The sequence below is a fragment of the Mesorhizobium captivum genome (assembly GCF_033977165.1).
GTDB lineage: Bacteria > Pseudomonadota > Alphaproteobacteria > Rhizobiales > Rhizobiaceae > Mesorhizobium > Mesorhizobium captivum.
Map to the genome: position 1 here is coordinate 42,126 of NZ_JAVIJB010000026.1, position 24,691 is coordinate 66,816.

Below are 24,691 nucleotides of genomic sequence, written 5' to 3' on the forward strand. Positions count from 1 at the left end.
TTTCCGACTGGAGGCCGATCGTAAAATGCAGGAGCGCGTCAATTCGCTGAAGGCTGCCGTACAGGCCGGCCGGCCCCAAGTCGGCATCTGGTGCTCGCTGGCTTCGGCGCTCACCACCGAGGTCGTCGCCGGTTCAGGAGCCGGCTGGCTGCTGATCGACGGCGAGCACAGTCCGAACGATCTACGCAGCATCATGGCGCAGCTGCAGGTCGCGGCGGCGTTTCCTTGCGAAGCCGTGGTGCGTCTGCCGTCGGACGACGCGAATCTGATGAAGCAGGCGCTGGACGTCGGCGCCCGCAGCCTGATGATCCCGAATGTGCGGACGGCGGGTCAGGCGCGGACCATTGCCGCCGCCATGACCTACGCTCCGGGCGGTTTTCGCGGCTTCTCGGTCGGCCATCGCGCCAATGCCTTCGGCCGCATCGCCGGCTATCATGCCAAGGCGCGCGAGCAGCAGCTTCTCGCCGTACAGATCGAGGATGAAACCGGTGTCGCCAACGCGGCAGAGATCGCGGCGGTTGACGGCGTCGATGTTCTCTTCGTCGGCCCGGGCGACCTCTCCACGAACATGGGCGCGATGGGCAATCCCGGCGCCGAGGATGTGCAGGAGGCAATCGCATCCGTGCGCAAGGCCGCAGCTGCGGCAGGCAAGGCCAGCGGCATCCTGGCGCCTGTAAAGGCCGACGCCGACCGATATCTCGCCGACGGCTTCACTATGGTTGCCGTCGGATCCGACCTCGGCCTGCTGGCGCGGGGCTCGGATGCGCTGATTGCTTCCTTTAACCAGTAGACTCGGAGACGATCGTGGCGATCCCCCCTTACAAAGCACCGTCGCGCAGCGCCTATGACATTGTCATTGTCGGCGGCGCCGTCATCGGCTCGTCGACCGCCTATTGGCTAAGCCAGGCGCTGGGCAACGGCGCTTCGATCCTCGTCGTCGAGCGCGACTCAAGCTACGAGTTTTCCTCGACGGCGCTTTCCACCAGCGCCATCCGCCAGCAATATTCCAATCCGATCAATGTGAAGATCAGCCAGTTCGGCATCGAGATCATCCGCGGCTTCCAGGAGCGGATGGCGCCTTTCTACACGAACGAGCCGGCGCCCGACCTTGGCTTCAAGGAGCACGGATATCTCTATTGCTGTTCGCCCGAAGGCGTGGAAGCGGCGCGCGAACGGGTCGAGCTGCAGCGCAGCCTCGGCGCCCATACGGTCTTCCTCGAGCCCGGCCCTCTGAAGGAACGCTTTCCCTGGCTGAATGTCGACGACCTCGGCGGCGGCTCCTGGGGCGCTCGCGAAGAGGGCTGGTTCGATTCCATGGGCCTCTTGAACGGCTTCCGCCGCGCGGCGCGCGCCAGCGGCGTCGAATATATCGACAATGCCGTGACAGGGCTGGAACTTGCGGGTGGGCGGGTGGTCTCGGCCCGCCTCGCGACAGGCGAGACGGTGGCTTGCGGCACGCTGGTCAACGCGGCTGGCCCGCGGGCGCAACAGGTCGCCGGCATGGCCGAGCTGTCGATCCCGGTCGCGCCCTACAAGCGCTACAGCTTCGTCTTCGCCAGCGCCAATCCGATCCCCGGGCGGATGCCCAACGTCATCGATCTCTCCGGCACCTTTGTGCGTCCGGAAGGCGAGCTCTTCCTCACCGGCAACACGCCGCAGGGCGACGGACCTGCCGATTACGACGACTTCGAAATGCATTTCGAGGAGTTCGACGATTATATCTGGCCGGCGCTCTGGCACCGTATTCCGGCCTTCGACGCGTTGAAGGTCCAGACCAGTTGGACCGGCCATTACGAGTACAACATGCTCGACCACAACGGCATCGTCGGCTTCCACCCCGAGGTGACGAACTTCATGTTCGCCAACGGCTTCTCAGGTCACGGCCTGCAGCAGTCGCCGGCCGTCGGCCGGGCGGTGTCGGAGCTGATCGTCCAAGGCGCCTTCCAGACGCTCGACTTGTCGCCGTTCTGCTACGAGCGCATTCCGCGCAACGAGCCGTTCCTCGAAGAAGCGGTTATCTGATTCCGCGGCCGCTCACTCGGCTGCCTGAACGTGGTGGGCCTCGATGATCGCCCTTATCTCTGAGCGGCAGGAACCGCAATTGGTGCCGGCGCGTAGCGTCGACCCGATCGCCTCCAGACTGTCGCATCCCGTGGCGACCGCCGAAGCGAGTTGGTTGACGCCGACATGGAAGCACGAGCACACGACCCGCCCGATGGCGGGCGTCGGCGCGGGTGAGCGGCCCGACAAAAGCGCGTGGCGATCGGTGGCCGACAGCGGCTGATGCGTGGCGAGCAGCGACACCAGCCAGTCCTGCGTCGGCAATTGGTCCGGAGCGGCAACCAGCAAGGCTTCTGACATGGCGCCGCCTTCGTCGATGGCCGCGGCGCGATAGGCGAGCCCGCGGCGATCGGTGTATTCCAAGAGCTGATCCTGCCGAATGACGCCGAGCAGCTTGCGCGCCAGGAGAATGCCCTGGTCCGGCGGCTCGGTTCCGGTCAGCTCGTAGACCCAACCGCCCTCGACCGCGTGCCGGCTCCAATGGACGAAACCTGTCGGTCTGAGATCGCGTCTTGTGATAAGCACACCGGCCCAGCCGATGTTTTCGCGCACGATCCTGACCGGGACATGCTTGAGCTCCGGCTGGCCGGAATGCGGATCAGTGACAGGCGCGCACAATAGGCCGGCCGCGGCCCTGGCCGCGAACTGGCCGCTCCAATGCATGGGCATGAAGGCCTGGCCGCGCCGCTGCGCGTCGGCCACGCGCACCCTTGCGCGCACGAAGCCGAAGCGCGTCGACAGATGGGCGAGGTCGCCATCCTTGAGATGGTGCGCGGCCGCATCCGCCGGATGGAGGTCGACCGCGGGCTCCGGTGCGTTCGCCATCAGGCGCGGCACGTTGCCGGTGCGCGTCATGGTGTGCCACTGGTCGCGCAGCCGGCCGGTGTTCAGAGCGAGCGGATAGTCCGCGTCGACCGTAAAGGCCGTTGCCTCCTGCCGCACCGGCACGAAGCGCGCGCGACCGTCGGGCGTCGGGAAACGGCCATCGGCAAACAATCTCGCCTGCTGCTCGCGCGGCTTCGGTGCCGGCCAATGGCGCGGAGGGAAGGCGGCGTAGTCCACGTCGCTGATATCGGCAAGGCCGCCGAGATCGAACAGGCGCTCGCCATCGTTCTCGAAGGCAGAGAGCTTTGCATGCTCGCGGAAGATCTCGGCCGGCGTCCGGTAGGCAAACGCATCGCCGAAGCCCATGCGCGCGGCGACCTCGCAGATGATGCGCCAGTCGGCTTTCACCTCGCCGAGGGGCTGCAGGAATGGTCTTTGACGCGAGACGCGCCGTTCCGAATTGGTGACCGTGCCGTCCTTCTCGCCCCAGGCGGCGGCCGGCAGCAGGACGTCGGCATAGCGCGTGGTGTCGGTGCGGGTGACATCCGAGACAGCGACGAAATCGCATTTGGACAGAGCGGCGCGCACGCGCGAAGCGTCCGGCATCGAGACCGCGGGATTGGTGCCCATGATCCACAGTGCCTTGATGCGGCCGTCGGCAACTGCCTGGAACATGTCCACGGCCTTCAGGCCGCCGCGGCGCGCAATGTTGGGCGCGTTCCAGAAGCGGGAGACACGGTCGACGTTGGCCTCGTCCGCGAAGTCCATATGCGCGGCAAGCTGGTTCGCCAAGCCTCCCACCTCGCGGCCGCCCATGGCGTTCGGCTGGCCGGTGACCGAAAACGGCCCCATGCCGGGCTTGCCGATGCGGCCGGTGGCGAGATGGCAGTTGATGATGGCGTTGACCTTGTCGGTGCCGTGCGCCGACTGGTTGACGCCCTGGCTGTAGACTGTGACCGTCCGCTCGGTCTCGGCGAAGAGATGGTAGAAGGCCTGAACATCGGCGGCAGCCAACCCGCAGCCTTTCGCGACGCGCGCGATCGACGGCGCATCGGCGCTGGCCAGCGAAGCTGCAGCGTCGAAGCATGAGGTGCTGTCGTGGACGAAGCCGGCATCGATCTTTCCGGCCTGCACCAGATGCGCGAGCAACCCGTTGAACAGCAGCACGTCCGTGCCGGGATCGAGCGCCAGATGCAGGTCGCACTCGTCGGCCGTGGCGGTGCGGCGCGGATCGATGACGACGATCCTGGTTCCGCGCTCCCTGCGCGCCGCGAGCATGCGCTGGTAGAGCACGGGATGGCACCATGCGGTGTTGGAACCGGTGAGCACGATGAGATCGGCGCACTCGAAATCCTCATAGACGCCGGGTACGATGTCCTCGCCGAAAGCACGGCGGTGGCCGGCGACGGACGAAGCCATGCAGAGCCGCGAATTGGTGTCGATGTTGGCCGAGCCGACAAAACCCTTCATCAGCTTGTTGGCGACGTAATAATCCTCGGTGAGCAACTGACCGGAGACGTAGAAGGCTACCGAGTCCGGCCCATGCTCGGCAATTACCCGCGAGAATTTCGCGGCTACGAGATCGAGCGCCTCGTCCCAGCCTGCCTGCTTGCCGCATATTTCCGGCTGGAGCAGGCGGCCTGCCAGGCCGAGCGTCTCGCCGAGAGCCGTTCCCTTCGAGCAAAGCCGGCCGAAATTGGCCGGGTGCTCGGGATCGCCGCGGACGGTTGCCTTGCCGTCCGCGGCGATCTCGGCCAGCACGCCGCAGCCCACCCCGCAATAGGGGCAGGTGGTCCTCACCTCGCGTGCCTCTTCCATGCCTCAGGCCGCTTTCGAGGCCAACGCTTCAAGCGCGATGAAGAGCCTTTCGCCCTCGACCTTGACCGGGATCGTCCGGACCGAGCCTTGGTCGGGGCCCAGCGCCTCGCCCGTCTCCAGCGAAATCACCCAGTTGTGCAGCGGGCAGGTCACCGCCGCGCCATGGACGATGCCCTGGCTGAGTGGCCCGCCCTTGTGCGGGCAGTGGTCGTCTATGGCAAAGACCTGCTCTTCCGCAGTGCGGAAGACGGCGATCTTGCCTTGCGGTGTGGCTACGCAGCGCGCGCCGCGGCGAGGGATGTCGGAGAGGGAGCCGATAAGTGTCCAGGTCATTGGGTCGCCTTTGCTTGATAGGAATGCGCCCGGGCACCCCCCTCTGTCCTGCCGGACATCTCCCCCTCAAGGGGGGAGATTGGCAGCGTCGCCTTTGGCGTTCGTCCTGCAGCGTTGGAGATTGGCGAAGGCCGCAATGAAAGCTGATCTCCCCCCTTGAGGGGGAGATGGCCGGCAGGCCAGAGGGGGGTGCCTCGCGCAACCATCTCCATCATTCCGCCGCCTCGGCGAATCCCACCGAGGCCATCGGCCGGAACTCGTGCTTGTCCTTGCCGGACACGCGCTCGGACCAGGGATCGACCTGCGCGAATTTCTGGGAAAAGACGAAGCGGTCGAAGAGGGTCCTGCGGCGCCCGGCGTCGTCGAGGATCTGCCTCTTGATCTCGGGGGTGCCGACGCGCTTGGCCCATTTGTAGATGCGCTCCAGGTAGCGGGCCTGCTCGCGGTACATCTGGACGAGCGCCACGATCACCTCCAGCGCCTCGTCTTCGGTCTTCACCAGGCCGAGCACTTCGGTGCCCTTGATGTCGAGGCCGGCGGCGCCGGCGAAATGGATCTCGTAGCCGCTGTCGACGCAGACCACGCCGACATCCTTGCAGGTCGCTTCCGCGCAGTTGCGCGGGCATCCCGACACCGCCATCTTCACCTTGGCCGGCGTCCAGGAACCCCACATGAACTTCTCGATGCGGATGCCGAGCCCGGTCGAATCCTGCGTGCCGAACCGGCACCAGTCGGAGCCGACGCAGGTCTTCACCGTGCGCAAGCCCTTGGCATAGGCGTGGCCGGAGACAAAGCCGGCCTTGCCGAGATCGGCCCACACCGCCGGCAGGTCTTCCTTGCGGATGCCCAGCATGTCGATGCGCTGGCCGCCTGTCACCTTCACCGTCGGGATGCGGAACTTGTCGACCACGTCGGCGATGGCGCGCAATTCGCCGGCGCTGGTCACCCCGCCCCACATGCGCGGCACTACCGAATAGGTGCCGTCCTTCTGGATATTTGCGTGCACCCGTTCGTTGATGAAGCGCGATTGGTAGTCGTCGGCATATTGGTCCGGCCAGTCGCAGACGAGATAGTAGTTGAGCGCCGGCCGGCACTTGGCGCAGCCGCAGGAGGTCTTCCATTCGAGTTCCTGCATGACGGCGGGTATAGTCTTCAGGCCTTTCGCCTTGATCAGGCGCCGCACATCGTCGTGGCCGAGGCTGGTGCAGCCGCACATGGGCTGCACCGCCGCCGGATTGTAGGCCTCGCCAAGCGTCAGCTTCAGCAACTGTTCGACGAGACCCGTGCACGAGCCGCACGAGGCCGAGGCCTTGGTGTGGGCGCGCACGTCGTCGAGCCCGGTCAGCCCCTTGGCCGTGATCGCGCCCGTGATCTTGCCCTTGCAGACGCCGTTGCAGCCGCAGATTTCCGCATCATCCGCCAGTGCCGCAACGGCCGCCAGAGGGTCCGAGGAAGCGCCTCCCTGGAACGCCTGGCCGAAGATCAGCGTATCGCGCATCTGAGAGATATCGGTGGCCTTCTTCTTGAGGTCGTTGAACCAGGCGCCGTCGGCGGTCTCGCCGAACAGCACCGTGCCGATGATGCGGTTGTCCTGCAGCACGACGCGCTTGTAGATACCGGCTGACGCGTCGCGCAGAATGATCTCCTCGCGATCGTCGCCGTCGGCGAAGTCGCCCAGCGAATAGAGGTCGATGCCGGTGACCTTGAGCTTGGTCGGCGTGTCGGAGTGTACGAAGCGCCTGTCCTCGTCCGCGAGCCCGGCTGCCGCGACGCGTGCCATTTCGTAGAGAGGCGCGACCAGCCCGTAGACATGGCCGCCGACCTCCGCGCATTCGCCGAGCGCCATGATCGCCGGATTCGAGGTCCGCATGCGGTCGTCGACGACAATGCCGCGATTGACCTCCAGCCCGGCTTCCTTGGCCAGGGCGGTGCTCGGGCGAATGCCGACCGCCATCACCACCAGCGTTGCGGGGATGACCGTGCCGTCCATGAGCTCGACGCCCTCGACCTTGCCGTTGCCGATAATGGCCTTGGTGTTGGCCCTGGTCACGACCTTGATGCCGCGCGCCTCGACCGCTTTCTGCAGCAGGTAGCCGGCGGCCGGGTCGAGCTGACGCTCCATCAGCGTCGGCATGACGTGGAGCACGGTGACATCCATGCCGCGCTCCTTGAGCCCGGCCGCGGCTTCGAGGCCGAGCAGGCCACCGCCGATGACGATCGCCTTGGCGCGTGACTGCGCGGCAAGCAGCATGGCGTTGACGTCGTCGAGATCGCGATAGGTGAGCACGCCGGGCAAGTCCTTGCCGGGCACCGGAATGATGAAGGGAACCGAGCCGGTGGCGATTACGAGTTGATCGTAGCTCTCGGTCACGCCGTGGTCCGAGGTGACGGTCTTTGCGTCCCTGTCGATGGCGACGATCCTGTGGCCCTTGTAGAGGGTGATGCCGTGCTTGATGTACCAGCCGTCGCCGTGGATGACGATTTCCTCGAACGCCTTCTCGCCCGAAAGCACCGGCGAGAGCATGATGCGGTCGTAGTTCACCCGCGGCTCGGCGTTGAAGATGGTGACGGCGTAGCGGTCAGGCGCGGCCTCCAGCAGGTGCTCGAGCATCCTGCCCGGCGCCATGCCGTTGCCGATGATGACGAGTTTCTCGGTCATGTCCGGTCTGCTCCTATCTATTCGGCGGCGTAGGAGAGGGACGCGGTCTCGGCCGCGCGCTCCATCCGGCGGATGGCGAGGTGCATCCAGACCAGGCAGGAGACAACGATCAGGAAGAGCAGCATGAAGCAGCTCGACCAGACGCCCGTGAGGTCATTCAACGCGCCGAAGGCGATTGGCAGGATGAAGCCGCCGAGGCCGCCGATCATGCCGACCACGCCGCCGACCGCGCCGACGCTCTGCGGATAGTAGACGGGGATGTGCTTGTAGACGGCGGCCTTGCCGAGACTCATGAAGAAGCCGAGCACGAAAGCGACGGCGATGAAGGCGAGCGGGCCGATCTCGACGTGGAACGGGATCGGCCCGCTGATGCCGCGCACGACGTAGTCTGCCGAGGGGAGAGACAGAACGAGGGTCGCGACGGCACAGACGGTGAAGGTTGAGTAGAGCACGGTGCGGGCGCCGACGCGGTCGGAAAGCACGCCGCCATAGGCGCGGAAAACGCTTGCGGGGATCGAATAGGCGGCGCCGATCATGCCGGCGGTGGCGATGCCGAAGCCGTAGACGCCGATCAGGTAGCGCGGCAGCCAGAGCGACAGCGCCACGAACGCGCCGAAGGAGAAGAAGTAGTAGAAGGCGAAGCGCCAGACCTGCAGGTTCTTCAGCGGCGCGAATTCCAGCCAGAAGCTCCTTACCGGCACGGCCTTGCCGGCACGGCGCTCGCGGATGACCGGATCGTCGCCGGTCGTGAACCAGAACACGATGGCCATGACGACCAGCGCCGCCGCCCAGATCAGCGCGACCGACTGCCAGCCCCAGGAAAGGAGCACGAACGGCGCCAGAAACTTGGTGACCGCGGCGCCGACATTGCCGACGCCGAAGATGCCGAGCGCGGTACCTTGTTTCCCAGCCGGGAAGAAGCGCGAGACATAGGCGACGCCGACGGCGAAGGAACCGCCGGCAAGCCCGACGCCGAGGGCCGCGATCAGCATCTGCTCATAGGTGTGCGCGAAGGCGAGCAGGAAGGTCGCGACTGCAGCCGCGAGCATGGTCATGGTGTAAACCAGGCGGCCGCCATAGCGGTCGGTCCAGACGCCGAGCACCATGCGCACGAGCGAGCCCGTCAGGATCGGCGTGCCGACCAGCAGGCCGAATTCGGTCTCGTTGAGCCCAAGCTCCTGCTTTATGCGCACGCCGATGATGGAAAAGATCGTCCACACCGCGAAGCAGACGGTGAAGGCGATGGTGGACATGACGAGCGCCTGCCGGGAGCTACTGTCCTGGCTTTGCGCGGCTGGGAGGTTTGCGGTCATGGTCGGCTCCGGTTTGCGGCGTGGGAGGCGCCGCGTGCTGTGTTGATCAGAGGCGTGGCATCGGTCAGCGCGGTGAGACCGGGACTTGCGCGGTCACTTGCGAGCCCTTGCTCTCTGTCTCGTGACTGGTGGGAAACAGCAGTAGCGCGGCGATGAAGAGCGCTGCCGTCAGCGCACTGCTCACCAGGAAGTCGCGGCGGGTGAAGTCCTTGAGCGAAGGTCCGATCCGTTTCGTCATCATCGTCTCCGGGTGGCGCCGCTTGGGATCGGCGCCTTCGATTGCGTTCGGGTCCAAAAACAAAAAAGCTGCCGTCCAGGCCTCGCGTCCGTACATCCGGGATCGCGTGGTGACCTGAGCGGCAGCTTTGCCTGTGGCGCCCGCCATTGGACGCCTTTTCTATTTGCCCGCGAGGGCTCGATTATTTCAAAGCACGAAGCGTGCCAGTTTGGCCTTGAATATGAAATTCAAATGAAATCAACGCGGTAGGCGCATCGCGCGCCAATCCGGGGAAGCGGGAAAGCGGTCAAACATTGATCAACAGCGCGGGCAGGGCGCATAAATTTTGTGCAATGCACAAGAATGGCGCGCAAATGATCAGGCGCGCTCCTGGCCGGCGATGTAGGCGTCGATTTTGTCCGGATCGAAGATTTGGCCGTCGAAGAATCCGTCCGGGCCAAGCACAAGGCTCGCCCCCGCCGAACCGACCGGCGTCGCGACCTTCAGCGCGCCCTCGACCTTGGCATTGGCGCCGGGGAGCGCCACGCCGAGCGGCTTAAGCGCCGAGCGGTAGAGGTCGGGCCGATAGCAGTCGCGGGCAATTGCCAGGTTGCCTGGTGTGTGTGGCAACTGTCCCCAGCGCACCATCTGCGTGTAGAACCACAGCGCGTGGCTCTTCCAGGGGAAATTCGCCGCCTTGTCGAAGGGCAGGAAGAAATCCTCGACGCGCCGTTCCGCGCCACCGCCGAGCTGAAGGCGTCCGGTGAGAACCGGCATCTGGATCGCCTCCGGCTGCCCGAGAAAGGCAGGCCTCGCCATCAGCGCGGCCAGCTCGCCCCGGTTTGCCGGATCCTGGCACCAGCGGGCGGAGTGATGCAGCGCCCTCAGCAACGCGGCCAGCGCTTCCGGGTTCTCCTCGGCCCAGGCCCTGCGCGCGCCAATCACCTTTTCCGGGCTGTTGCGCCACAGCAGCGCCTTGACGGTGACGATACGGCCGGTGCCGGCAGCAGCAGTGGCGCTGTTCCAGGGTTCGCCGACGCAAAAGCCGTCGATGCGGCCGGCGGCGAGCGCGTCCGCCATGAAGGGCGGCGGCACGATCACGATCTCGATATCGCGGTCGGGATCGATGCCGCAGGCGGCAAGCCAGTAGCGCAGTTCGTAATTGTGCCCGGAATGCGGGTGCACGACCGCGAAGCGCAGCGGCTCGCGGCCGGCACGCTCGCGGATCAGCGCGCCAAGCGCCGCCCCGGCACGCGCCGGATCGAGATCAGGCGTGGCGCCGCTCGCCGCCATGCCTTGCCAAACCGTGTTGGAGACGGTGACGCAGTTGCCGCCGAGCCCAAGCGAGAAGGGCACGATGGTTTCCGACGCAAGCGGCGTGAGGCCGAGGCTGCAGGCGAGCGGCATCGGTCCCAGCATATGCGCTACGTCGAAATGGCCGATGGCGATGCGGTCGCGGATGTTGGCCCAGGAGGTCTCGCGATGCAGCTTGAGCTCGATGCCCTCGCGGGCGGCAAAACCCATCTCGCCGGCCGCGACCAGAACGGCGCTGTCGAAGAGCGGCATGAAGCCGGCGGTGATCTGATGCCCAGCAGTCATGCTCATTCGCCCTCCAGCGGTCCCAGCAATCCCGCCGCGGTCACCAGGCTCTGGGCGATCTCGGCGATCTTGCGGTTCTGGTTCATGGCGGTCTTGCGCAGAAGCGCGTAGGCCGCCTCTTCGCTCAGGCCGCGCGACTTCATCAAGATTCCCTTGGCCCGATCGATGACCTTGCGGTTCTCGAGCTCGCTGCGCGCCTCCTCCAGTTCGCGCGCCATGCGCGAGAAGGCATTGAAGCGGCTGATCGCCATGTCGAGGATCGGCTTGATGCGCTCCTTCTTAAGCCCGTCCACGACATAGGCGGACACGCCGGCATCGACGGCCGCCTCGATCGAGGCCTGGTCGGAGCGGTCGACGAACATGGCGATCGGCCGTTTCACCGCGCGCGACAGCTGGAACATGTTCTCCAGCATGTCGCGGTTTGGATTTTCGAGATCGATGACGATGACGTCCGGCTCGATCTCGGCGATGCGCCGGGCGATGCCGGCCACGTCGTGGACCACCGTGACATGGCGATGGCCGGCGTCCCGCAATCCGGCCTCGATGATCGAGGTGCGGATGCGGTTCTCGTCGATAACAAGGATGGTCAACGAACCGGCGGACATGCGCCTATTGTGCAGTCGAACCGAAATTGTGCAATGCGGCAGCGTGGTCCGAAGCGAACTTTCCCCGCCCAAGCGCCGTTGGCCAATCCCGAACGTTCGCGGCGTCTAATTTTCGAAGATGCGATCTTCGTGGCCCAAAATGGTCAAAAACGTATCAGTCAACGCGGCGTGGCGAGGTGGCGGACCTGCTTGGCCGCGGTTATCCTGACCCTAGATGAGCCAAACAACGGCCGCGGTTCGAAGGCTGAAGCACCCGACAGCCTCCGGGAGGAAGCATGGGACCCGATCTGGAAGTCATACAGATAAGGCCTGGCGAGTCGTTCGCGGTGAAGTGGCACGGTTATCCGTACCATACGGTACGCTGGCACTTTCATCCCGAATACGAGCTGCACCAGATCGTCGCGACCAAGGGCCGCTATTTCGTCGGCGACTTCATCGGCGAGTTCGAGATCGGCAATCTCGTGCTGGCCGGCCCGAACCTGCCGCATAACTGGATCAGCGAGGTTCCGGAAGGCCAGTCTGTTCTGCTGCGCTGCAGGCTGGTTCAGTTCAGCGAGGAATTCATCGGCGGCGCGATCACGACTTTTCCGGAGCTAGGCGTAGTCTCGCCGCTGCTCGACCTGGCGCGGCGCGGCGTCCTGTTCGGCAAAGGTGTGAGCAGACAGGTGATGCCGTTGCTGGCGGAGATCACGCATGCCTACGGTGTGCACCGGATCAGCCTGTTCATGTCGATCATGGAAGCGCTGAGCCGCGAGACCTCGCCGCGCGTGCTCGCCAGCGAAAACTACCTGCCTGACCCGTCGGGCTACATGTCGGCCGGCATGAACCAGGCGCTCGCCTACATCCGCGAGAACCTGACCCAGCAATTCAACGAAGGCGACCTGGCGGCGATCGCGGGCCAGACGCCGAGCGCGTTCTCGCGGTCCTTTCGCAAGCACACCGGCATGTCGCTGCTGCAATACATCAAGCGCCTGCGCATCAATCTCGCCTGCCAGATCCTGATGAGCGACGAGCAGGCGCAGATTTCCGATATCTGCTTCGAGGTCGGCTTCAACAACCTGTCGAACTTCAACCGCCAGTTTCTGGCCGAGAAGGGGATGCCGCCGTCGCAGTTCAGACGATTGGTTGCGGATAATTTCGCGGCCGCGCGCGCCGCATAGAAAGGAGTTTGGGAGGAAAAACAAGCCTAAGTAAGAACCAAGACGAAGCGATGGGTCGCGCGAGCGAACCACGACGGACGAGCATTGCCTCGTGTCATGCCAGCGGGAGGAAGCCGTTAGGCTGCTGCACGAGTTCGCTAGACTTCCGATCGGGCGACACGAGCAGACATCCATAGCCCGATGTCGAGGTCGTTACATCAAACAATGGGAATGGAGAAGACCTTATGTCCAGATACATGTCCAGATTGGCCGCGGCTGCTTTGGCCGTCTCGAGCCTCGCTCTCGGCGCGACGTTTGCCAATGCGCAAGATATTGCCGGTTCCACCGTCGCGTTCCTGATGCCCGACCAGGGCTCGACGCGTTACGAAGAGCACGATCATCCCGGCTTCGTCGCCGAAATGAAGAAGCTCTGCGACAGCTGCAAGGTGCTTTACCTCAACGCCGACGCCGACGTCACCAAGCAGCAGCAGCAGTTCAATTCGGTGATCACCCAGGGCGCCAAGGTGATCGTGCTCGACCCGGTCGATTCCGCGGCAGCGGCGTCGCTGGTGCACAACGCGCAGGCGCAAGGGGTCAAGGTCATCGCCTATGACCGGCCGATCCCGGATACCAAGGCCGATTTCTACGTGTCGTTCGACAACAAGGCCATCGGCAAGGCGATCGCCGCCTCGCTGGTCGAGCATCTCAAAGCGAAGGGAGTGTCGAGCGACGGCGATGTCGGCGTGCTGCAGATCAACGGCTCTCCGACCGATGCCGCGGCGGGCCTGATCAAGGACGGCATTCATGAAGGCCTCAAGACCGGCAGCTACAAGACGCTGGCCGAGTTCGACACGCCGAACTGGGCGCCGTCGAATGCCCAGCAATGGGCGGCGGGGCAGATTTCGCGCTTCGGCAACAAGATCGTCGGCGTGGTCGCCGCCAATGACGGCACGGGCGGCGGCGCCATCGCCGCGTTCAAGGCGGCCGGCGTCGATCCGGTGCCGACGGTGACGGGCAACGACGCCACGATCGCCGCCTTGCAGCTCATCATTGCCGGCGATCAGTACAACACTATCTCCAAGCCCAGCGAAATCGTCGCCGCGGCAGCCGCGAACGTTGCGGTGCAGCTTCTCAAGGGCGAGACGCCCAAAGCCGAGACGACGCTCTACGACACGCCCTCGAAGCTCTTCGTGCCGGCGGTGGTGACGCAGGAGAACCTCAAGGCCGAGATCATCGACAAGAAGATCCAGACCGCAGCCCAGCTCTGCACAGACCGCTACGCCGAAGGCTGCAAGAAGCTCGGTATTGAATAAGGAGCAATGCCGCCTGGCGGCATTGTCTCCAGAGCGATGCGGCGAAAGCCGCGTCGCATGCGATATGCTCGGCAGGCCCATCTGGGCTGACAGCCGGGCGTGTCCGGCCGCTACCTCCTGGCGGCCGGACATACCGAACCAAACGCGGGAAGAGTAACAGCGCCATGGCAATACCCGACACGCCGTCCACGACAAGCCGCCAGCCGGTGCTCAGCCTGCGCGGCATCTCGAAGAATTTCGGAGCGGTGTCGGCGCTCACCGATGTCGATCTCGACATCAACGCCGGGGAGATCGTCGCCCTGGTCGGCGACAACGGCGCCGGCAAGTCGACGCTGGTGAAGATCCTCGCCGGCGCGCATATGCCGAGCTCCGGCTCGATCACCTTCGACGGCCAGCCGGTGACATTGGCCAACCCGGCCGCGGCACTAAAACTCGGCATTGCCACCGTTTTCCAGGATCTCGCGCTTTGCGAAAATCTGGATGTCGTGGCCAACATCTTCCTCGGCCGCGAGCTTCATCCGCTTCGCCTTGACGAAGTGTCGATGGAGGTCCGCGCCTGGACGCTGCTCAAAGAGTTGTCGGCGCGGATCCCCAGCGTGCGCGAGCCGGTGGCGTCGCTGTCGGGCGGCCAGCGGCAGACTGTCGCGATCGCCCGCTCGCTGCTGATGGAACCGAGGGTCATTCTCCTTGACGAACCGACTGCGGCCCTTGGCGTTGCCCAGACTGCCGAGGTGCTGAACCTCATCGAGCGCGTGCGCGACCGCGGGCTGGGGGTCGTCATGATCAGCCACAATATGGAGGATGTGCGCGCCGTGGCCGACCGCGTCGTGGTGCTGAGGCTCGGCCGCAACAACGGTATCTTCCTGCCCGGCGCATCCAATCAGGAACTGGTGACCGCGATAACCGGCGCCGACGATAACGCGGTCTCGCGGCGCGGCAGGCGCACAGCCGAGAAGGTGCAGGGAGAACAGCCATGACGACGGCTTCCGATCGCAATCCCGGCGCGCTGCTCGATCGCAGCGACGAGCGGCTGAAGGATCGCAGCGGCGCGAAGGGCGCCATCAGGGGCTTTCTCGACCGCGTCCGGTCCGGGGATCTCGGCTCGCTGCCCGTGGTTGTCGGGCTGGTCCTGATCTGTGCGATCTTCCAGACGCTGAACCCCGTATTCCTGCAGCCGAACAACCTGGTCAACCTTTTGTTCGACTGCTCGACGGTCGGCATCATCTCACTCGGCATCGTCTGCGTTCTGATGGTCGGCGAGATCGACCTGTCCGTCGGCTCCGTCAGCGGCCTGTCTTCGGCGCTGCTCGGCGTGCTTTGGGTCCAGTGGGGCTGGCCGGTCGCGCTTGCCATCGTGGCGGCGATGGCGGTCGGGTTCGTGACCGGCTGCGTCTATGCGCTGCTGCTCAACCGGCTCGGCATGCCGAGCTTCGTGTCGACCTTGTCTGGCCTGCTCGCCTTCCTCGGATTGCAGCTCTACATCCTCGGCCCGACCGGCTCGATCAATCTGCCTTACGATTCGCCGCTGGTGAATTTCGGCCAGCTCCTGGTGATGCCGCATTGGGTGTCGTACACGCTGGCCGTCGTACCCGGCGTGCTCGCGTTGCTGCTCGGCTACCGCAAGGCGCAGCGCCGCCAGGCCGCCGGGCTGTCGTCGCGTTCGTTCGGGGGGCTTCTGCTCCAGGCCGTTGTGATCACCGTCGCGCTCGAGCTGGTGACTTATTACCTCAACCAGTCGCGCGGCGTGCCCTGGATGTTCGCCTTGTTCGTCGGCCTGGTCGTGGCGATGAACTATGCGCTGAAGCGGACCCAGTGGGGCCGCTCGATGACCGCCGTGGGTGGCAACCGCGAGGCGGCGCGCCGCGCCGGCATCAATGTGCGGCTGATCTACGCCAGCGCCTTCGCGCTCTGCGCCACGCTGGCGGCGACCGGCGGCCTGCTGTCCGCCGCACGTCTCGCCACCGCCAGCCAGCAGGCCGGCACAGGCGACGTCAACCTCAACGCCATCGCGGCGGCCGTCATCGGCGGCACCAGTCTGTTCGGCGGCCGCGGCAGCGCCTATTCGGCGCTGCTCGGCATCATCGTCATCCAGTCCATCGCAAGCGGCCTGACGCTGCTCGATCTGTCATCCTCGCTCCGGTACATGATCACCGGCTGCGTGCTGGCGATCGCGGTCATCGTCGATTCTCTCGCCCGCCGCTCGCGCGTCTCACACGGCCGCGCCTGACGGCTCATCGAAGAGGATCGCAATGTCTGAAAGTCTCTCCGGCAAGGTTGCCGCAATCACTGGTGCTGCCTCGGGCATCGGGCTGGAATGCGCCCGCGCCATGCTCGCCGCCGGCGCGAAGGTCGTCCTGGTCGATCGGGCCGAGGATCGGCTGAAGGCGCTCGTCGCGGAGCTCGGCGACGCTGCTTCAGCGGTGGTCACCGACCTGCTCGACCCGGCGAGCGTCGAGCGCATGATGCCGCAGATCCTGGAAAGGGCCGGCCGGCTCGACATCTTCCATGCGAATGCCGGCGCCTATGTCGGCGGCGAGGTGGCGACCGGCGATCCCGACCAGTGGGACAGGATGCTCAACCTCAATATCAACGCCGTGTTCCGCACGGTGCACGCCGTGCTGCCGCACATGATCGAGAAGAAAAGCGGCGACATCATCGTCACCAGCTCAGTCGCCGGTTTCGTTCCCGTGGTCTGGGAGCCGATCTACACCGCATCGAAATTCGCCGTGCAGGCCTTCGTCCACACGGTCCGCCGCCAGGTGCTGAAGCACGGCATCCGCGTCGGCGCCGTCGCGCCCGGTCCCGTGGTGACGGCGCTGCTCAGCGACTGGCCGAAGGCCAAGATGGAAGAAGCGCTGGCCGCCGGCAGCCTGATGGAGCCGAAGGAAGTGGCCGACGCCGTGCTCTTCATGCTGACGCGGCCGCGCAACGTCACCATCCGCGACCTCGTCATCCTGCCGCAGAGCGTGGACATCTGAGCCGTCCCTCCAACTCCGGACGATGGAACGACAATCATGATCCTCGACCGCTTCCGACTGGACGGCAAGGTCGCGCTCGTGAGCGGCGGCACGCGCGGCATCGGCCTTGCCATAGCCAAGGCGCTCGGGGAAGCGGGAGCGCGCGTCGTCGTTGCGGGCCGGACCATGAAGGATGACGCACGGCAGGAGCTTGCGGGCTTTGCCTTCGATTTCCTCGCCGCCGAAATGCTGGACGAGAAGGCGCCGGACCGGCTTGTCGCCGATACGCTCGCCAAGGCGGGCCGGCTCGACATCCTGGTCAACAGTGCCGGGATCGCAGTCCACGGCGACAGTGGCGACTATCCCGAGGACATCTGGCGGCAGACGATGGCGATCAATGTCGATGCCGTCTTCCGGTGTTGCCGGGCGACGTTAGCGCCGATGCGGCGCCAGGGCGGCGGTGCGATCCTCAATGTCGGCTCGATCTCGGGCATCGTCTCCAACGTTCCGCAGAACCAGGTCGCCTACAACAGCTCCAAGGCGGCCATGCACATGATGACCAGGAGCCTCGCCAGCGAGGTCGCCGCGGAGAACATCCGCGTCAATGCCGTCGCGCCCGGCTATATCGAAACCGATCTTTCGCGCGGCGGCATCGAAAATCCGGAATGGTTCCCAATCTGGCGCGACATGACGCCGATGGGCCGCGTCGGCCAGCCCGAGGAGGTTGCGGCGGCCGCACTTTTCCTGTGCTCTCCAGCATCAAGCTATGTGACCGGCGAAGTGCTGGTCATCGATGGCGGCTATACCACGCGTTAAGACAGGGCGCTGAGACAGGAGAACCGGCATGAAACTCAAGGACAAGGTCGCCGTCGTCACCGGCGGCGCTCAAGGCATCGGGGCGGCCATCGTGCGCGGCTTCGTCGATGAAGGCGCCCACGTCGTCATCGCCGACCTGGTCGTAGACAAGGCGGAAGCGCTGGCGCGCGAACTCGGCGGCAAGGCGACTGCCGTCCGGCTCGACGTGCGCGATCTCGCCTCGATCGAAGCGATGGTCGATTCGGTGACACGGACGCATGGCGGCATCGACATCCTGGTCAACAACGCCGCCATCTTCGACATGGGGCCGCTGCTGGAAATATCGGAGAAGAGTTTCGACCTGCAATTCTCGGTCAACGTGAAGGGCCTGTTGTTCACGCTGCAGGCGGTGGCCAAGCGCATGGTCGCGCAAGGGCGGCGCGGCAAGATCATCAACATGGCCTCGCAGGCCGGACGGCGCGGCGAGGCGCTGGTCGCGGTCTACTGCGCGACCAAGGCCGCGGTGATCAGCATCACGCAATCGGCCGGCCTTGCGCTGATCAAACACGGCATCAACGTCAATGGCATCGCGCCGGGCGTGGTCGACACGCCGATGTGGGACCAGGTCGACGCGCTGTTCGCGCGCTACGAGAACCTGCCGGTCGGCGAGAAGAAGCGGCAGGTCGGGCTGGCAGTGCCGGCCGGACGCATGGGCGATCCCGACGACTACCGGGGCGCGGCCGTCTTCCTGGCGTCGAGCGATGCCGACTATGTCGTGGCGCAGACGCTCAATGTCGACGGCGGCAACTGGATGAGCTGATCGGCAGAAGCTGGAGGGGCCGGCCGTGGCCGATTGCGAGGAACGATCTCGCGGCTGACGCATTTGGTTTCCGTCAATAGTTTTGAGGGAATCCATGCGCATTGCCCATGTCGCGCCGCTCTATGAATCCGTCCCCCCGAGATTTTATGGCGGCACCGAGCGCATCGTCTCCTATCTCACCGAAGCGCTGGTGGAACTGGGGCATGATGTGACGCTGTTCGCGAGCGGCGACAGCGAGACCTCGGCGCGGCTGGTGCCCGGCCGCGACCAGGCGATCCGTCTCGATCCGCGGCCGAAGAAATCGGAGATCGCGGCGCATATGGCGATGCTCTGCGATGTGCGCGAGCGGGCCGGCGAGTTCGACGTCATCCATTTCCATCTCAGCCATTTCGTGCATTTTCCGTTCTTCGAGCACATGGCGGAACGAACGGTGACGACGCCGCATGGCAGGCTCGACTATGTCGACCTGGCGCCGGCCTACAAGCGCTTCCCGCGCTTTCCGATGATCTCCATCTCGCATAGCCAAAAGCGGGGGTTGCCCGACGCCAACTGGCTGGCGACGATCCATCACGGGATTCCGGTCGACGCCTATCCGCCTACCTATGACCCATCGACCGAAGAGCCGTACCTAGCCTTCCTCGGGCGACTGTCTCGCGACAAGCGGCCGGATCGGGCGATCGAGATTGCCCGCCGTTCGGGATTGAAGCTGAAGCTGGCGGCCAAGATCGGCGACGACGACCGCGCCTATTTTCGCGACGAGATCGAGGCGCTCATCGACGGCGACCGCGTCGACTATGTCGGCGAGATCGCGGAAGACGAGAAGGCGGAATTTCTTGGTAACGCCGCAGGCCTCCTGTTTCCCATCGACTGGCCGGAGCCGTTCGGCCTTGCCCCGATCGAAGCCATGGCCTGCGGCACGCCGGTGATCGCCTGGAACTGTGGCGCCTTGCCGGAGATCATCGACAAGGGCGTGACCGGCTTTGTCGCGGACTCCGTCGATGAGGCGGTCGCTGTGCTGCCTGCCCTTCTCCAACTTGACCGGCGACAGGTGAGAGCGGTCTTCGAAAAGCGGTTTTCGGTCACCAGGATGGCGCGCGACTATCTCGCCGCCTATATGCACCTGATCGGTGCCTATGCGGTGAAGGCTTCCTAAACGCTATTGCCTTGGGGGGCGCAAGCAACGAAGAGGTTACGAATGATGGAACTCGACGAGCGCAAGCTCGATCCCGCCGTGGCCCTTGCCTCGCTGGACGAAACGGCGCCGCGGGAGCCGCACCGGCTGTTTGCCCTCAAGCAGGGCGACTGCTTTGCCGTCACGGACGCCTATGGCGACATCCGGGGCGCCGGCGACGGTTTCTTTCGCGACGATACGCGCGTGCTTTCCGAGTTCCGCCTGACGGTCGGCGGCAGGCCGATGTCGCTGCTTGGCGCCTCGCTCAGTCAGGACAATGTGCTGTTCACCAGCAACCTGACCAACTTGCCGATCCAGAGCGCCGCCGGCCGCGACATTCCGCAGGGCGCGATCCACATCGAGCGCGTCAGGCTGATCTGGCAGGACCGGCTGTTCGATCGCATCACGCTTTCCAACTATAGCCGCGAGCACTCGACCATCGCCGTCTCGTTGCATTTCGCCGCCGACTTCCGGGACATGTTCGAGGTGCGCGGATCGACGCGGCCGAAGCGCGGAACGGTCCATGTCGCCAAGACCGACAAGGCGTCGGTGCTGCTCGGCTATGACGGTCTCGACGGGCTGCCGCGCCTGTCGGTGATTTCCTTTTCGCAGGCCCCCGACCGGTTGAGCGACAATCGCGCCGATTTCCTGATCGCGGTCACCAAGCGCAGCAGCAAGGTGCTTTATGTCGAAGTCGGGCCGGAGGTCGCCGACATACCCGGGCGTGACCGCTTCCGCGCTGCCGCGGCCCGCGCCCGTTTCGGCATGCGCGCCAAGCGCCGGCATGGCGCCACGGTGCACAGTTCGGGACGAGTCTTCAATGACTGGGTCGAGCGCGCACGCGCCGATGTCGCGCTGCTCACCACCGAGCTCTCGACCGGGCCCTATCCTTACGCGGGCATCCCGTGGTTCTCGACGGCTTTCGGCCGCGACGGCGTGATTTCGGGGCTGCAGATGCTGTGGCTCAATCCCGGCTTGGCGCGCGGCGTGCTTGCGTTTCTTGCCGAGCATCAGGCGACGGAGACGTCGCCCTTCATCGATTCCCAGCCGGGCAAGATCATGCATGAGACCCGCAAGGGCGAGATGGCGGCGCTGCGCGAGCTTCCCTTCGGCCGCTACTACGGCGGCGTCGACACGACCCCGCTCTACATTCATCTCGCCTGCGCCTATGCCGACCGCACCGGCGATGTGGGCTTCATCGACACGCTCTGGCCATCGCTCAAGGCGGCCGCCGAATGGATGGAAGAGGCAAGCCGGGCGACGGGTTTCGTCACCTATCAGCGCGCGGCCGAGTCCGGTCTTGCCAATCAGGGCTGGAAGGACAGCATCGATTCGGTCTTCCATGCCGACGGACGCATACCCAAGGGGCCGATCGCTCTGGTCGAGGTGCAGGGCTATGTCTTTGCCGCCTACCGCGGCCTTGCCGCGCTCGCGCGCCGCCGCGGCGAGTTCGCCGATGCCGAGCACTGGGAAAACCGTGCCGAGGAAATGCGGCTGGCCGTAGAGCGCGACTTCTGGATAGAGGATCTCAACTTCTACGCGCTTGCCATCGATGGCGAGGGCCAACCCTGCAAGGTGCGAACGTCGAACGCCGGGCATCTGCTCTTTGTCGGGCTGCCGCAGCCGGAGCGCGCCAAGATGGTCGCCGACCAATTGCTGTCGGCCCCCTTCCATTCCGGCTGGGGGGTGAGGACGCTCGCCGACGACGCGATCTTCTTCAACCCGATGTCCTATCACAATGGCTCGATCTGGCCGCACGATACGGCGCTCTGCGGCGTCGGTCTGGCGCGTTATGGCGAGCGCGAGAGCGTGGTGCGGCTGATGAGCGGCACCTTCGAGTCGGCCGTGCATTTCAACATGCGGCTGCCGGAACTGTTCTGCGGTTTCACCCGAGCGCCAGGCGAGGCGCCGATCGCCTATCCGGTTGCCTGCCTGCCGCAGGCCTGGTCGGCAGGCTCAACCTTCATGCTGATGCAGGCCTGTCTCGGCCTGGAGATCGATGGCTGGGAAGGTGAATTGCACATTACGCGCCCAAGGCTGCCGGCCGGCATCGACACGCTCACGCTCCGGCATCTGTCGGTCGGCGATAAATCCGTAGACCTTACCTTCCAGCGTGTCGGCGACCGCGTCGTTGCCTTCCTCGCCGATCGGCACGAGGGCATGGTGCCGCTTATCGTGCGCACCTAAGCGGAATTCCGCAAGTGCGCGTCGGATAATCGAAAAATGTCGGAACCGATGACCGGTTTACGCGTTTGCAGACCTGTACCGGCATACCGTTCCGCAGCCGGCAAGAATCAAAACAAAATAGCGGGCAGCCGGAGGCAACCTGGCATCAATGATACAATATGACGTCGACTTTTTGTGGGTTCTCATCCTCATAAGTCTCGGACTTTCCGCTCTCGCGATCTTCGTTTCAATATTCCAGCACCGCCGTCGGCATTCGAGGGCAGCGAGCATGCCTGCCGCGGGTGACGACGTCACCTCCGAAGCCGCGCGCCAGGTGATGCGCGAATTCGAGAAGAACGGGCAGTCGGTCGACGCGGCGCTCGTCACCTGGTCGCCGGAGACGCTGCGCAAGATCCTTACCGAGGATCTGCCGGACGCGCAGGTCATCGTCGTCTCCAACCGCGAGCCCTACATCCACAACGAGGACAAGAATGGCGAGGTCGAACTGGTCGTGCCGGCGAGCGGACTGGTCGCGGCGCTCGAGCCGATCACGCGCGCCTGCGCCGGCACATGGATCGCCTATGGCGGCGGCACCGCCGACCGCGAGGTGGTCGACAGCAACGACCGGGTGCAGGTGCCGCCCGGCAATCCCTCTTACACTCTGCGCCGGGTCTGGCTGACGGAGGAGGAATATCAGGGCTACTATCTCGGCTTCGCCAATGAAGGCCTATGGCCGCTCTGCCATATCGCCTTCACCCGTCCGATCTTCCGCGATTCCGACTGGGAGGCCTACGAGGCCGCCAACCGAAAATTCGCCGATACGGTGGTCGCCGAGGCTCGCAACGAGCGGCCGATCGTTCTGGTCCAGGATTACCACTTCGCGCTTCTGCCGCGCATGATCCGGGAGCGCCTGCCGGAGGCGATCGTCATCACCTTCTGGCACATCCCATGGCCGAATTCGGAGGTGTTCAGCATCTGCCCATGGCGCGAGCGCATCCTCGACGGGCTGCTCGGCAGCTCCATCATCGGCTTCCACACGCAATTCCACGCCAACAATTTCACCGAAAGCGTCGACCGCTTCATGGAGAGCCGGATCGAGCGCGCGGATGCAGCCGTGTCCTATGGCGGCCAGACCACGCTGGTGCATGCCTATCCGATCTCGATCGAGTGGCCTGCCGAAATGTTGAAGGCCCTGCCTTCGGTCGAGCAATCCCAGCAACACATCCGCGAGCGGTTCGGCATTCCGGCCGATGCCAAGCTCTGCGTCGGCGTCGAGCGCCTCGACTACACCAAAGGCATCCTCGACCGATTCCACGCGCTGGAGGAGCTGTTCATCCGCCATCCCGAAACGATCGGCAAGGTGGTGTTCCTGCAGATCGCGGCGCCCAGCCGGGGCACGCTGCCGGCCTACAAGCAACTGCATGAAGAATGCCTGCGCTTTGCCGAGGAGCTCAACGAGCGCTACGGCAACGAGACCTACCGCCCCGTCGTGCTGGTGGCTCAGCACCACTCGCAGAAGGACGTCTACGAGATCTACCGGGCGGCGGACATCTGCCTGGTCACAAGCCTGCATGACGGCATGAACCTCGTCGCCAAGGAATTTGTTGCCTCTCGCGACGACGAGCAGGGCGTGCTCCTGCTCAGCACCTTCGCCGGCGCCTCGCGCGAGCTGTTGGAGGCGTTGATCGTAAATCCTTACGATGCGGCGATGATGAGCGAGACCATGCTGCAGGCACTCACCATGGGGCCGGAAGAGCAGCGCGGGCGCATGCGGCGCATGCGCGATATCGTCCGCGACAACAATGTCTATCGCTGGGCCGGCAGCATGCTGCTCGACGCGGCGCGGCTAAGGAAGCGCGACGAGCTCGACCGGGTCACGGCGTTATCCGACCGCTCGGTGAATGGCGACAATGTCGTCTCCATGTTCGAACGCAAACAGGCGGTCGGTTTCCGATGAACCTACAAGCAGATCTGACGCCGCGCCTTCCCGACGGCCGGTGGGCGCTCTTCCTCGACATTGACGGCACCTTGCTGGAGCATGCCGCCCACCCGGACAGTGTTTCGGTCAGCGAGGAGCTGCGCCTCCTCGTGGAGACGATCGAACACCGGCTGGATGGAGCGCTCGCCTTCATCACCGGCCGCTCGATCGCCGCCGTCGATCACCTGTTTGACCCCTTGAAGCCGCGGATCGCCGGCCTCTACGGGTTGGAGCACAGGCTGACGCCGGACGGGCAGATCGAGGCAGCCGATGAGCCAGCGGACATGGCGGCACTTGCCGACGAAATCGAGCTGGAGCTGGCAAGCAAGGCCGTCTATGTCGAGCGCAAGGGCCCGGTGCTGGCCATTCATACAAGGGCGGCGCCGCATTTGCTGGTCCGTGCGAGGGAACTGGTCGAGGCAGCGCTTGCCCGGCTGCCGAAAGGCTACCGCGTGATTGCCGGCAACGCAGGCGTCGAGCTGATGCCGCTGGAGGCGGCCAAGGGCGCCGCGATCCGTCGCTTCATGCAACTCGATCCGTTCACCGGCCGGCGTCCGGTATTCCTCGGCGACGACACGTCCGACGAAAGCGGTTTTGAGACCGTCAATGCCGCGGGCGGGATTTCGATCCGCGTGAAGCCGCAGGGCGAGACCGCGGCACGCTTCGCCATTGCCGACGTCGCCAGCGCGATCGCCTGGCTCGAGGCGAATTTCAGCGACGCTGAACAGGCGGACCGCGGCGATCTCGTCACTTAGATCGATTCGGAAAGTGCGTGGCGGTCTTCGTGCCTGATTTGCATATAAACGGCCCCGCCAACGAGGCCGTTTAATGTCTAGAGCGGTTCACCGTTTCACGGAATGCCGAACCGCTCTATCTCTTTGTTTTTTCGCAATTCCAGCGGAAAACCATTACACACTTTTCC

The 24,691-nt window shown here is 65.0% G+C and carries 20 protein-coding genes; 13 read left to right on the plus strand and 7 right to left on the minus strand.

Translation table 11 applies throughout. The features are described 5' to 3' along the window. Positions 1 to 25: 25 nt before the first annotated feature. A complete protein-coding gene (locus RFM40_RS21340; RefSeq protein ID WP_320278139.1) occupies positions 26 to 790 on the plus strand; it encodes an HpcH/HpaI aldolase family protein in 765 nt (254 codons plus the stop codon). Between the two features lie 14 nt (positions 791 to 804). Beyond that, positions 805 to 2,022 (plus strand): NAD(P)/FAD-dependent oxidoreductase, encoded by a 1,218-nt coding sequence (locus RFM40_RS21345; RefSeq protein WP_320278140.1) that lies wholly within the window; start codon positions 805 to 807, stop codon positions 2,020 to 2,022. A 12-nt stretch (positions 2,023 to 2,034) separates the two neighbouring features. Here the strand turns inward: RFM40_RS21345 and RFM40_RS21350 are convergent, their stop codons facing one another. From RFM40_RS21350 to RFM40_RS21380, 7 genes are all read right to left on the minus strand, one after another. Continuing rightward, positions 2,035 to 4,704: a nitrate reductase gene (locus RFM40_RS21350; RefSeq protein ID WP_320278141.1), complete on the minus strand. Its 2,670-nt coding sequence runs from the start codon at positions 4,702 to 4,704 to the stop codon at positions 2,035 to 2,037. 3 nt (positions 4,705 to 4,707) lie between these two features. Continuing rightward, positions 4,708 to 5,037 carry a nitrite reductase small subunit NirD gene (gene nirD / locus RFM40_RS21355; RefSeq protein WP_320225297.1) on the minus strand — a complete coding sequence of 110 codons (330 nt, stop codon included), beginning with the start codon at positions 5,035 to 5,037 and terminating at the stop codon, positions 4,708 to 4,710. Between the two features lie 211 nt (positions 5,038 to 5,248). Then, positions 5,249 to 7,696, minus strand: a complete 2,448-nt coding sequence (gene nirB, locus RFM40_RS21360; RefSeq protein ID WP_320225298.1) for a nitrite reductase large subunit NirB — start codon at positions 7,694 to 7,696, stop codon at positions 5,249 to 5,251. A gap of 17 nt (positions 7,697 to 7,713) precedes the next feature. Beyond that, positions 7,714 to 9,009 carry an MFS transporter gene (locus RFM40_RS21365; protein WP_320225299.1) on the minus strand — a complete coding sequence of 432 codons (1,296 nt, stop codon included), beginning with the start codon at positions 9,007 to 9,009 and terminating at the stop codon, positions 7,714 to 7,716. 64 nt (positions 9,010 to 9,073) lie between these two features. After that, positions 9,074 to 9,394, minus strand: a complete 321-nt coding sequence (locus RFM40_RS21370; RefSeq protein WP_320225300.1) for a hypothetical protein — start codon at positions 9,392 to 9,394, stop codon at positions 9,074 to 9,076. Between the two features lie 210 nt (positions 9,395 to 9,604). After that, positions 9,605 to 10,825, minus strand: a complete 1,221-nt coding sequence (locus tag RFM40_RS21375; RefSeq protein WP_320225467.1) for a CmpA/NrtA family ABC transporter substrate-binding protein — start codon at positions 10,823 to 10,825, stop codon at positions 9,605 to 9,607. Between the two features lie 2 nt (positions 10,826 to 10,827). Continuing rightward, positions 10,828 to 11,430, minus strand: coding sequence for an ANTAR domain-containing response regulator (locus RFM40_RS21380; RefSeq protein ID WP_320225301.1), 603 nt, complete (start codon positions 11,428 to 11,430; stop codon positions 10,828 to 10,830). Positions 11,431 to 11,705: 275 nt separating this feature from the next. On the opposite strand from RFM40_RS21380, the gene RFM40_RS21385 reads away from it, so the two are divergent. The 11 genes from RFM40_RS21385 (at position 11,706) to otsB (ending at position 24,524) form a co-directional block, all read left to right on the plus strand. Further along, the gene (locus tag RFM40_RS21385) at positions 11,706 to 12,590 is read left to right on the plus strand and encodes an AraC family transcriptional regulator (RefSeq protein ID WP_320278142.1); all 885 of its coding nucleotides are present in this window, start codon (positions 11,706 to 11,708) and stop codon (positions 12,588 to 12,590) included. Positions 12,591 to 12,814: 224 nt separating this feature from the next. Beyond that, a complete protein-coding gene (locus RFM40_RS21390) occupies positions 12,815 to 13,882 on the plus strand; it encodes an ABC transporter substrate-binding protein (RefSeq protein ID WP_292338352.1) in 1,068 nt (355 codons plus the stop codon). A gap of 164 nt (positions 13,883 to 14,046) precedes the next feature. After that, entirely contained in the window at positions 14,047 to 14,859 is an 813-nt protein-coding gene (locus RFM40_RS21395) for an ATP-binding cassette domain-containing protein (protein ID WP_320278143.1), read from the plus strand. After that, the gene (locus RFM40_RS21400) at positions 14,856 to 16,109 is read left to right on the plus strand and encodes a sugar ABC transporter permease (protein WP_292298341.1); all 1,254 of its coding nucleotides are present in this window, start codon (positions 14,856 to 14,858) and stop codon (positions 16,107 to 16,109) included. The genes RFM40_RS21395 and RFM40_RS21400 overlap by 4 nt, the downstream gene beginning before the upstream one ends. A 22-nt stretch (positions 16,110 to 16,131) precedes the next feature. Further along, a complete protein-coding gene (locus RFM40_RS21405; RefSeq protein WP_320278144.1) occupies positions 16,132 to 16,860 on the plus strand; it encodes an SDR family oxidoreductase in 729 nt (242 codons plus the stop codon). A 36-nt stretch (positions 16,861 to 16,896) separates the two neighbouring features. Continuing rightward, a complete protein-coding gene (locus RFM40_RS21410; protein WP_320278145.1) occupies positions 16,897 to 17,655 on the plus strand; it encodes an SDR family NAD(P)-dependent oxidoreductase in 759 nt (252 codons plus the stop codon). Between the two features lie 28 nt (positions 17,656 to 17,683). Beyond that, complete coding sequence (locus RFM40_RS21415; protein WP_320220747.1) at positions 17,684 to 18,454, plus strand: L-iditol 2-dehydrogenase; 771 nt, start codon at positions 17,684 to 17,686, stop codon at positions 18,452 to 18,454. Positions 18,455 to 18,548: 94 nt separating this feature from the next. Continuing rightward, positions 18,549 to 19,607, plus strand: coding sequence for a glycosyltransferase family 4 protein (locus tag RFM40_RS21420; RefSeq protein WP_320225305.1), 1,059 nt, complete (start codon positions 18,549 to 18,551; stop codon positions 19,605 to 19,607). A 42-nt stretch (positions 19,608 to 19,649) separates the two neighbouring features. Beyond that, the gene (locus RFM40_RS21425; RefSeq protein WP_320278146.1) at positions 19,650 to 21,812 is read left to right on the plus strand and encodes an amylo-alpha-1,6-glucosidase; all 2,163 of its coding nucleotides are present in this window, start codon (positions 19,650 to 19,652) and stop codon (positions 21,810 to 21,812) included. Positions 21,813 to 21,960: 148 nt separating this feature from the next. Continuing rightward, positions 21,961 to 23,748 (plus strand): alpha,alpha-trehalose-phosphate synthase (UDP-forming), encoded by a 1,788-nt coding sequence (locus tag RFM40_RS21430; RefSeq protein ID WP_320278147.1) that lies wholly within the window; start codon positions 21,961 to 21,963, stop codon positions 23,746 to 23,748. Continuing rightward, positions 23,745 to 24,524, plus strand: coding sequence for a trehalose-phosphatase (gene otsB / locus RFM40_RS21435; RefSeq protein ID WP_320278148.1), 780 nt, complete (start codon positions 23,745 to 23,747; stop codon positions 24,522 to 24,524). Before RFM40_RS21430 ends, otsB begins: the two co-directional genes overlap by 4 nt. Positions 24,525 to 24,691 lie beyond the last annotated feature (167 nt).

Bases quoted from the DNA above. Each gene is read 5' to 3' on its own strand.
- RFM40_RS21340 (WP_320278139.1), top strand. From the start codon at position 26: ATGCAGGAGCGCGTCAATTCGCTGAAGGCTGCCGTACAGGCCGGCCGG.
- RFM40_RS21350 (WP_320278141.1), bottom strand. From the start codon at position 4,704: ATGGAAGAGGCACGCGAGGTGAGGACCACCTGCCCCTATTGCGGGGTG.
- nirD (WP_320225297.1), bottom strand. From the start codon at position 5,037: ATGACCTGGACACTTATCGGCTCCCTCTCCGACATCCCTCGCCGCGGC.
- nirB (WP_320225298.1), bottom strand. From the start codon at position 7,696: ATGACCGAGAAACTCGTCATCATCGGCAACGGCATGGCGCCGGGCAGG.
- RFM40_RS21365 (WP_320225299.1), bottom strand. From the start codon at position 9,009: ATGACCGCAAACCTCCCAGCCGCGCAAAGCCAGGACAGTAGCTCCCGG.
- RFM40_RS21370 (WP_320225300.1), bottom strand. From the start codon at position 9,394: ATGGCGGGCGCCACAGGCAAAGCTGCCGCTCAGGTCACCACGCGATCC.
- RFM40_RS21375 (WP_320225467.1), bottom strand. From the start codon at position 10,825: ATGACTGCTGGGCATCAGATCACCGCCGGCTTCATGCCGCTCTTCGAC.
- RFM40_RS21380 (WP_320225301.1), bottom strand. From the start codon at position 11,430: ATGTCCGCCGGTTCGTTGACCATCCTTGTTATCGACGAGAACCGCATC.
- RFM40_RS21385 (WP_320278142.1), top strand. From the start codon at position 11,706: ATGGGACCCGATCTGGAAGTCATACAGATAAGGCCTGGCGAGTCGTTC.
- RFM40_RS21390 (WP_292338352.1), top strand. From the start codon at position 12,815: ATGTCCAGATACATGTCCAGATTGGCCGCGGCTGCTTTGGCCGTCTCG.
- RFM40_RS21395 (WP_320278143.1), top strand. From the start codon at position 14,047: ATGGCAATACCCGACACGCCGTCCACGACAAGCCGCCAGCCGGTGCTC.
- RFM40_RS21400 (WP_292298341.1), top strand. From the start codon at position 14,856: ATGACGACGGCTTCCGATCGCAATCCCGGCGCGCTGCTCGATCGCAGC.
- RFM40_RS21405 (WP_320278144.1), top strand. From the start codon at position 16,132: ATGTCTGAAAGTCTCTCCGGCAAGGTTGCCGCAATCACTGGTGCTGCC.
- RFM40_RS21410 (WP_320278145.1), top strand. From the start codon at position 16,897: ATGATCCTCGACCGCTTCCGACTGGACGGCAAGGTCGCGCTCGTGAGC.
- RFM40_RS21415 (WP_320220747.1), top strand. From the start codon at position 17,684: ATGAAACTCAAGGACAAGGTCGCCGTCGTCACCGGCGGCGCTCAAGGC.
- RFM40_RS21420 (WP_320225305.1), top strand. From the start codon at position 18,549: ATGCGCATTGCCCATGTCGCGCCGCTCTATGAATCCGTCCCCCCGAGA.
- RFM40_RS21425 (WP_320278146.1), top strand. From the start codon at position 19,650: ATGATGGAACTCGACGAGCGCAAGCTCGATCCCGCCGTGGCCCTTGCC.
- RFM40_RS21430 (WP_320278147.1), top strand. From the start codon at position 21,961: ATGATACAATATGACGTCGACTTTTTGTGGGTTCTCATCCTCATAAGT.
- otsB (WP_320278148.1), top strand. From the start codon at position 23,745: ATGAACCTACAAGCAGATCTGACGCCGCGCCTTCCCGACGGCCGGTGG.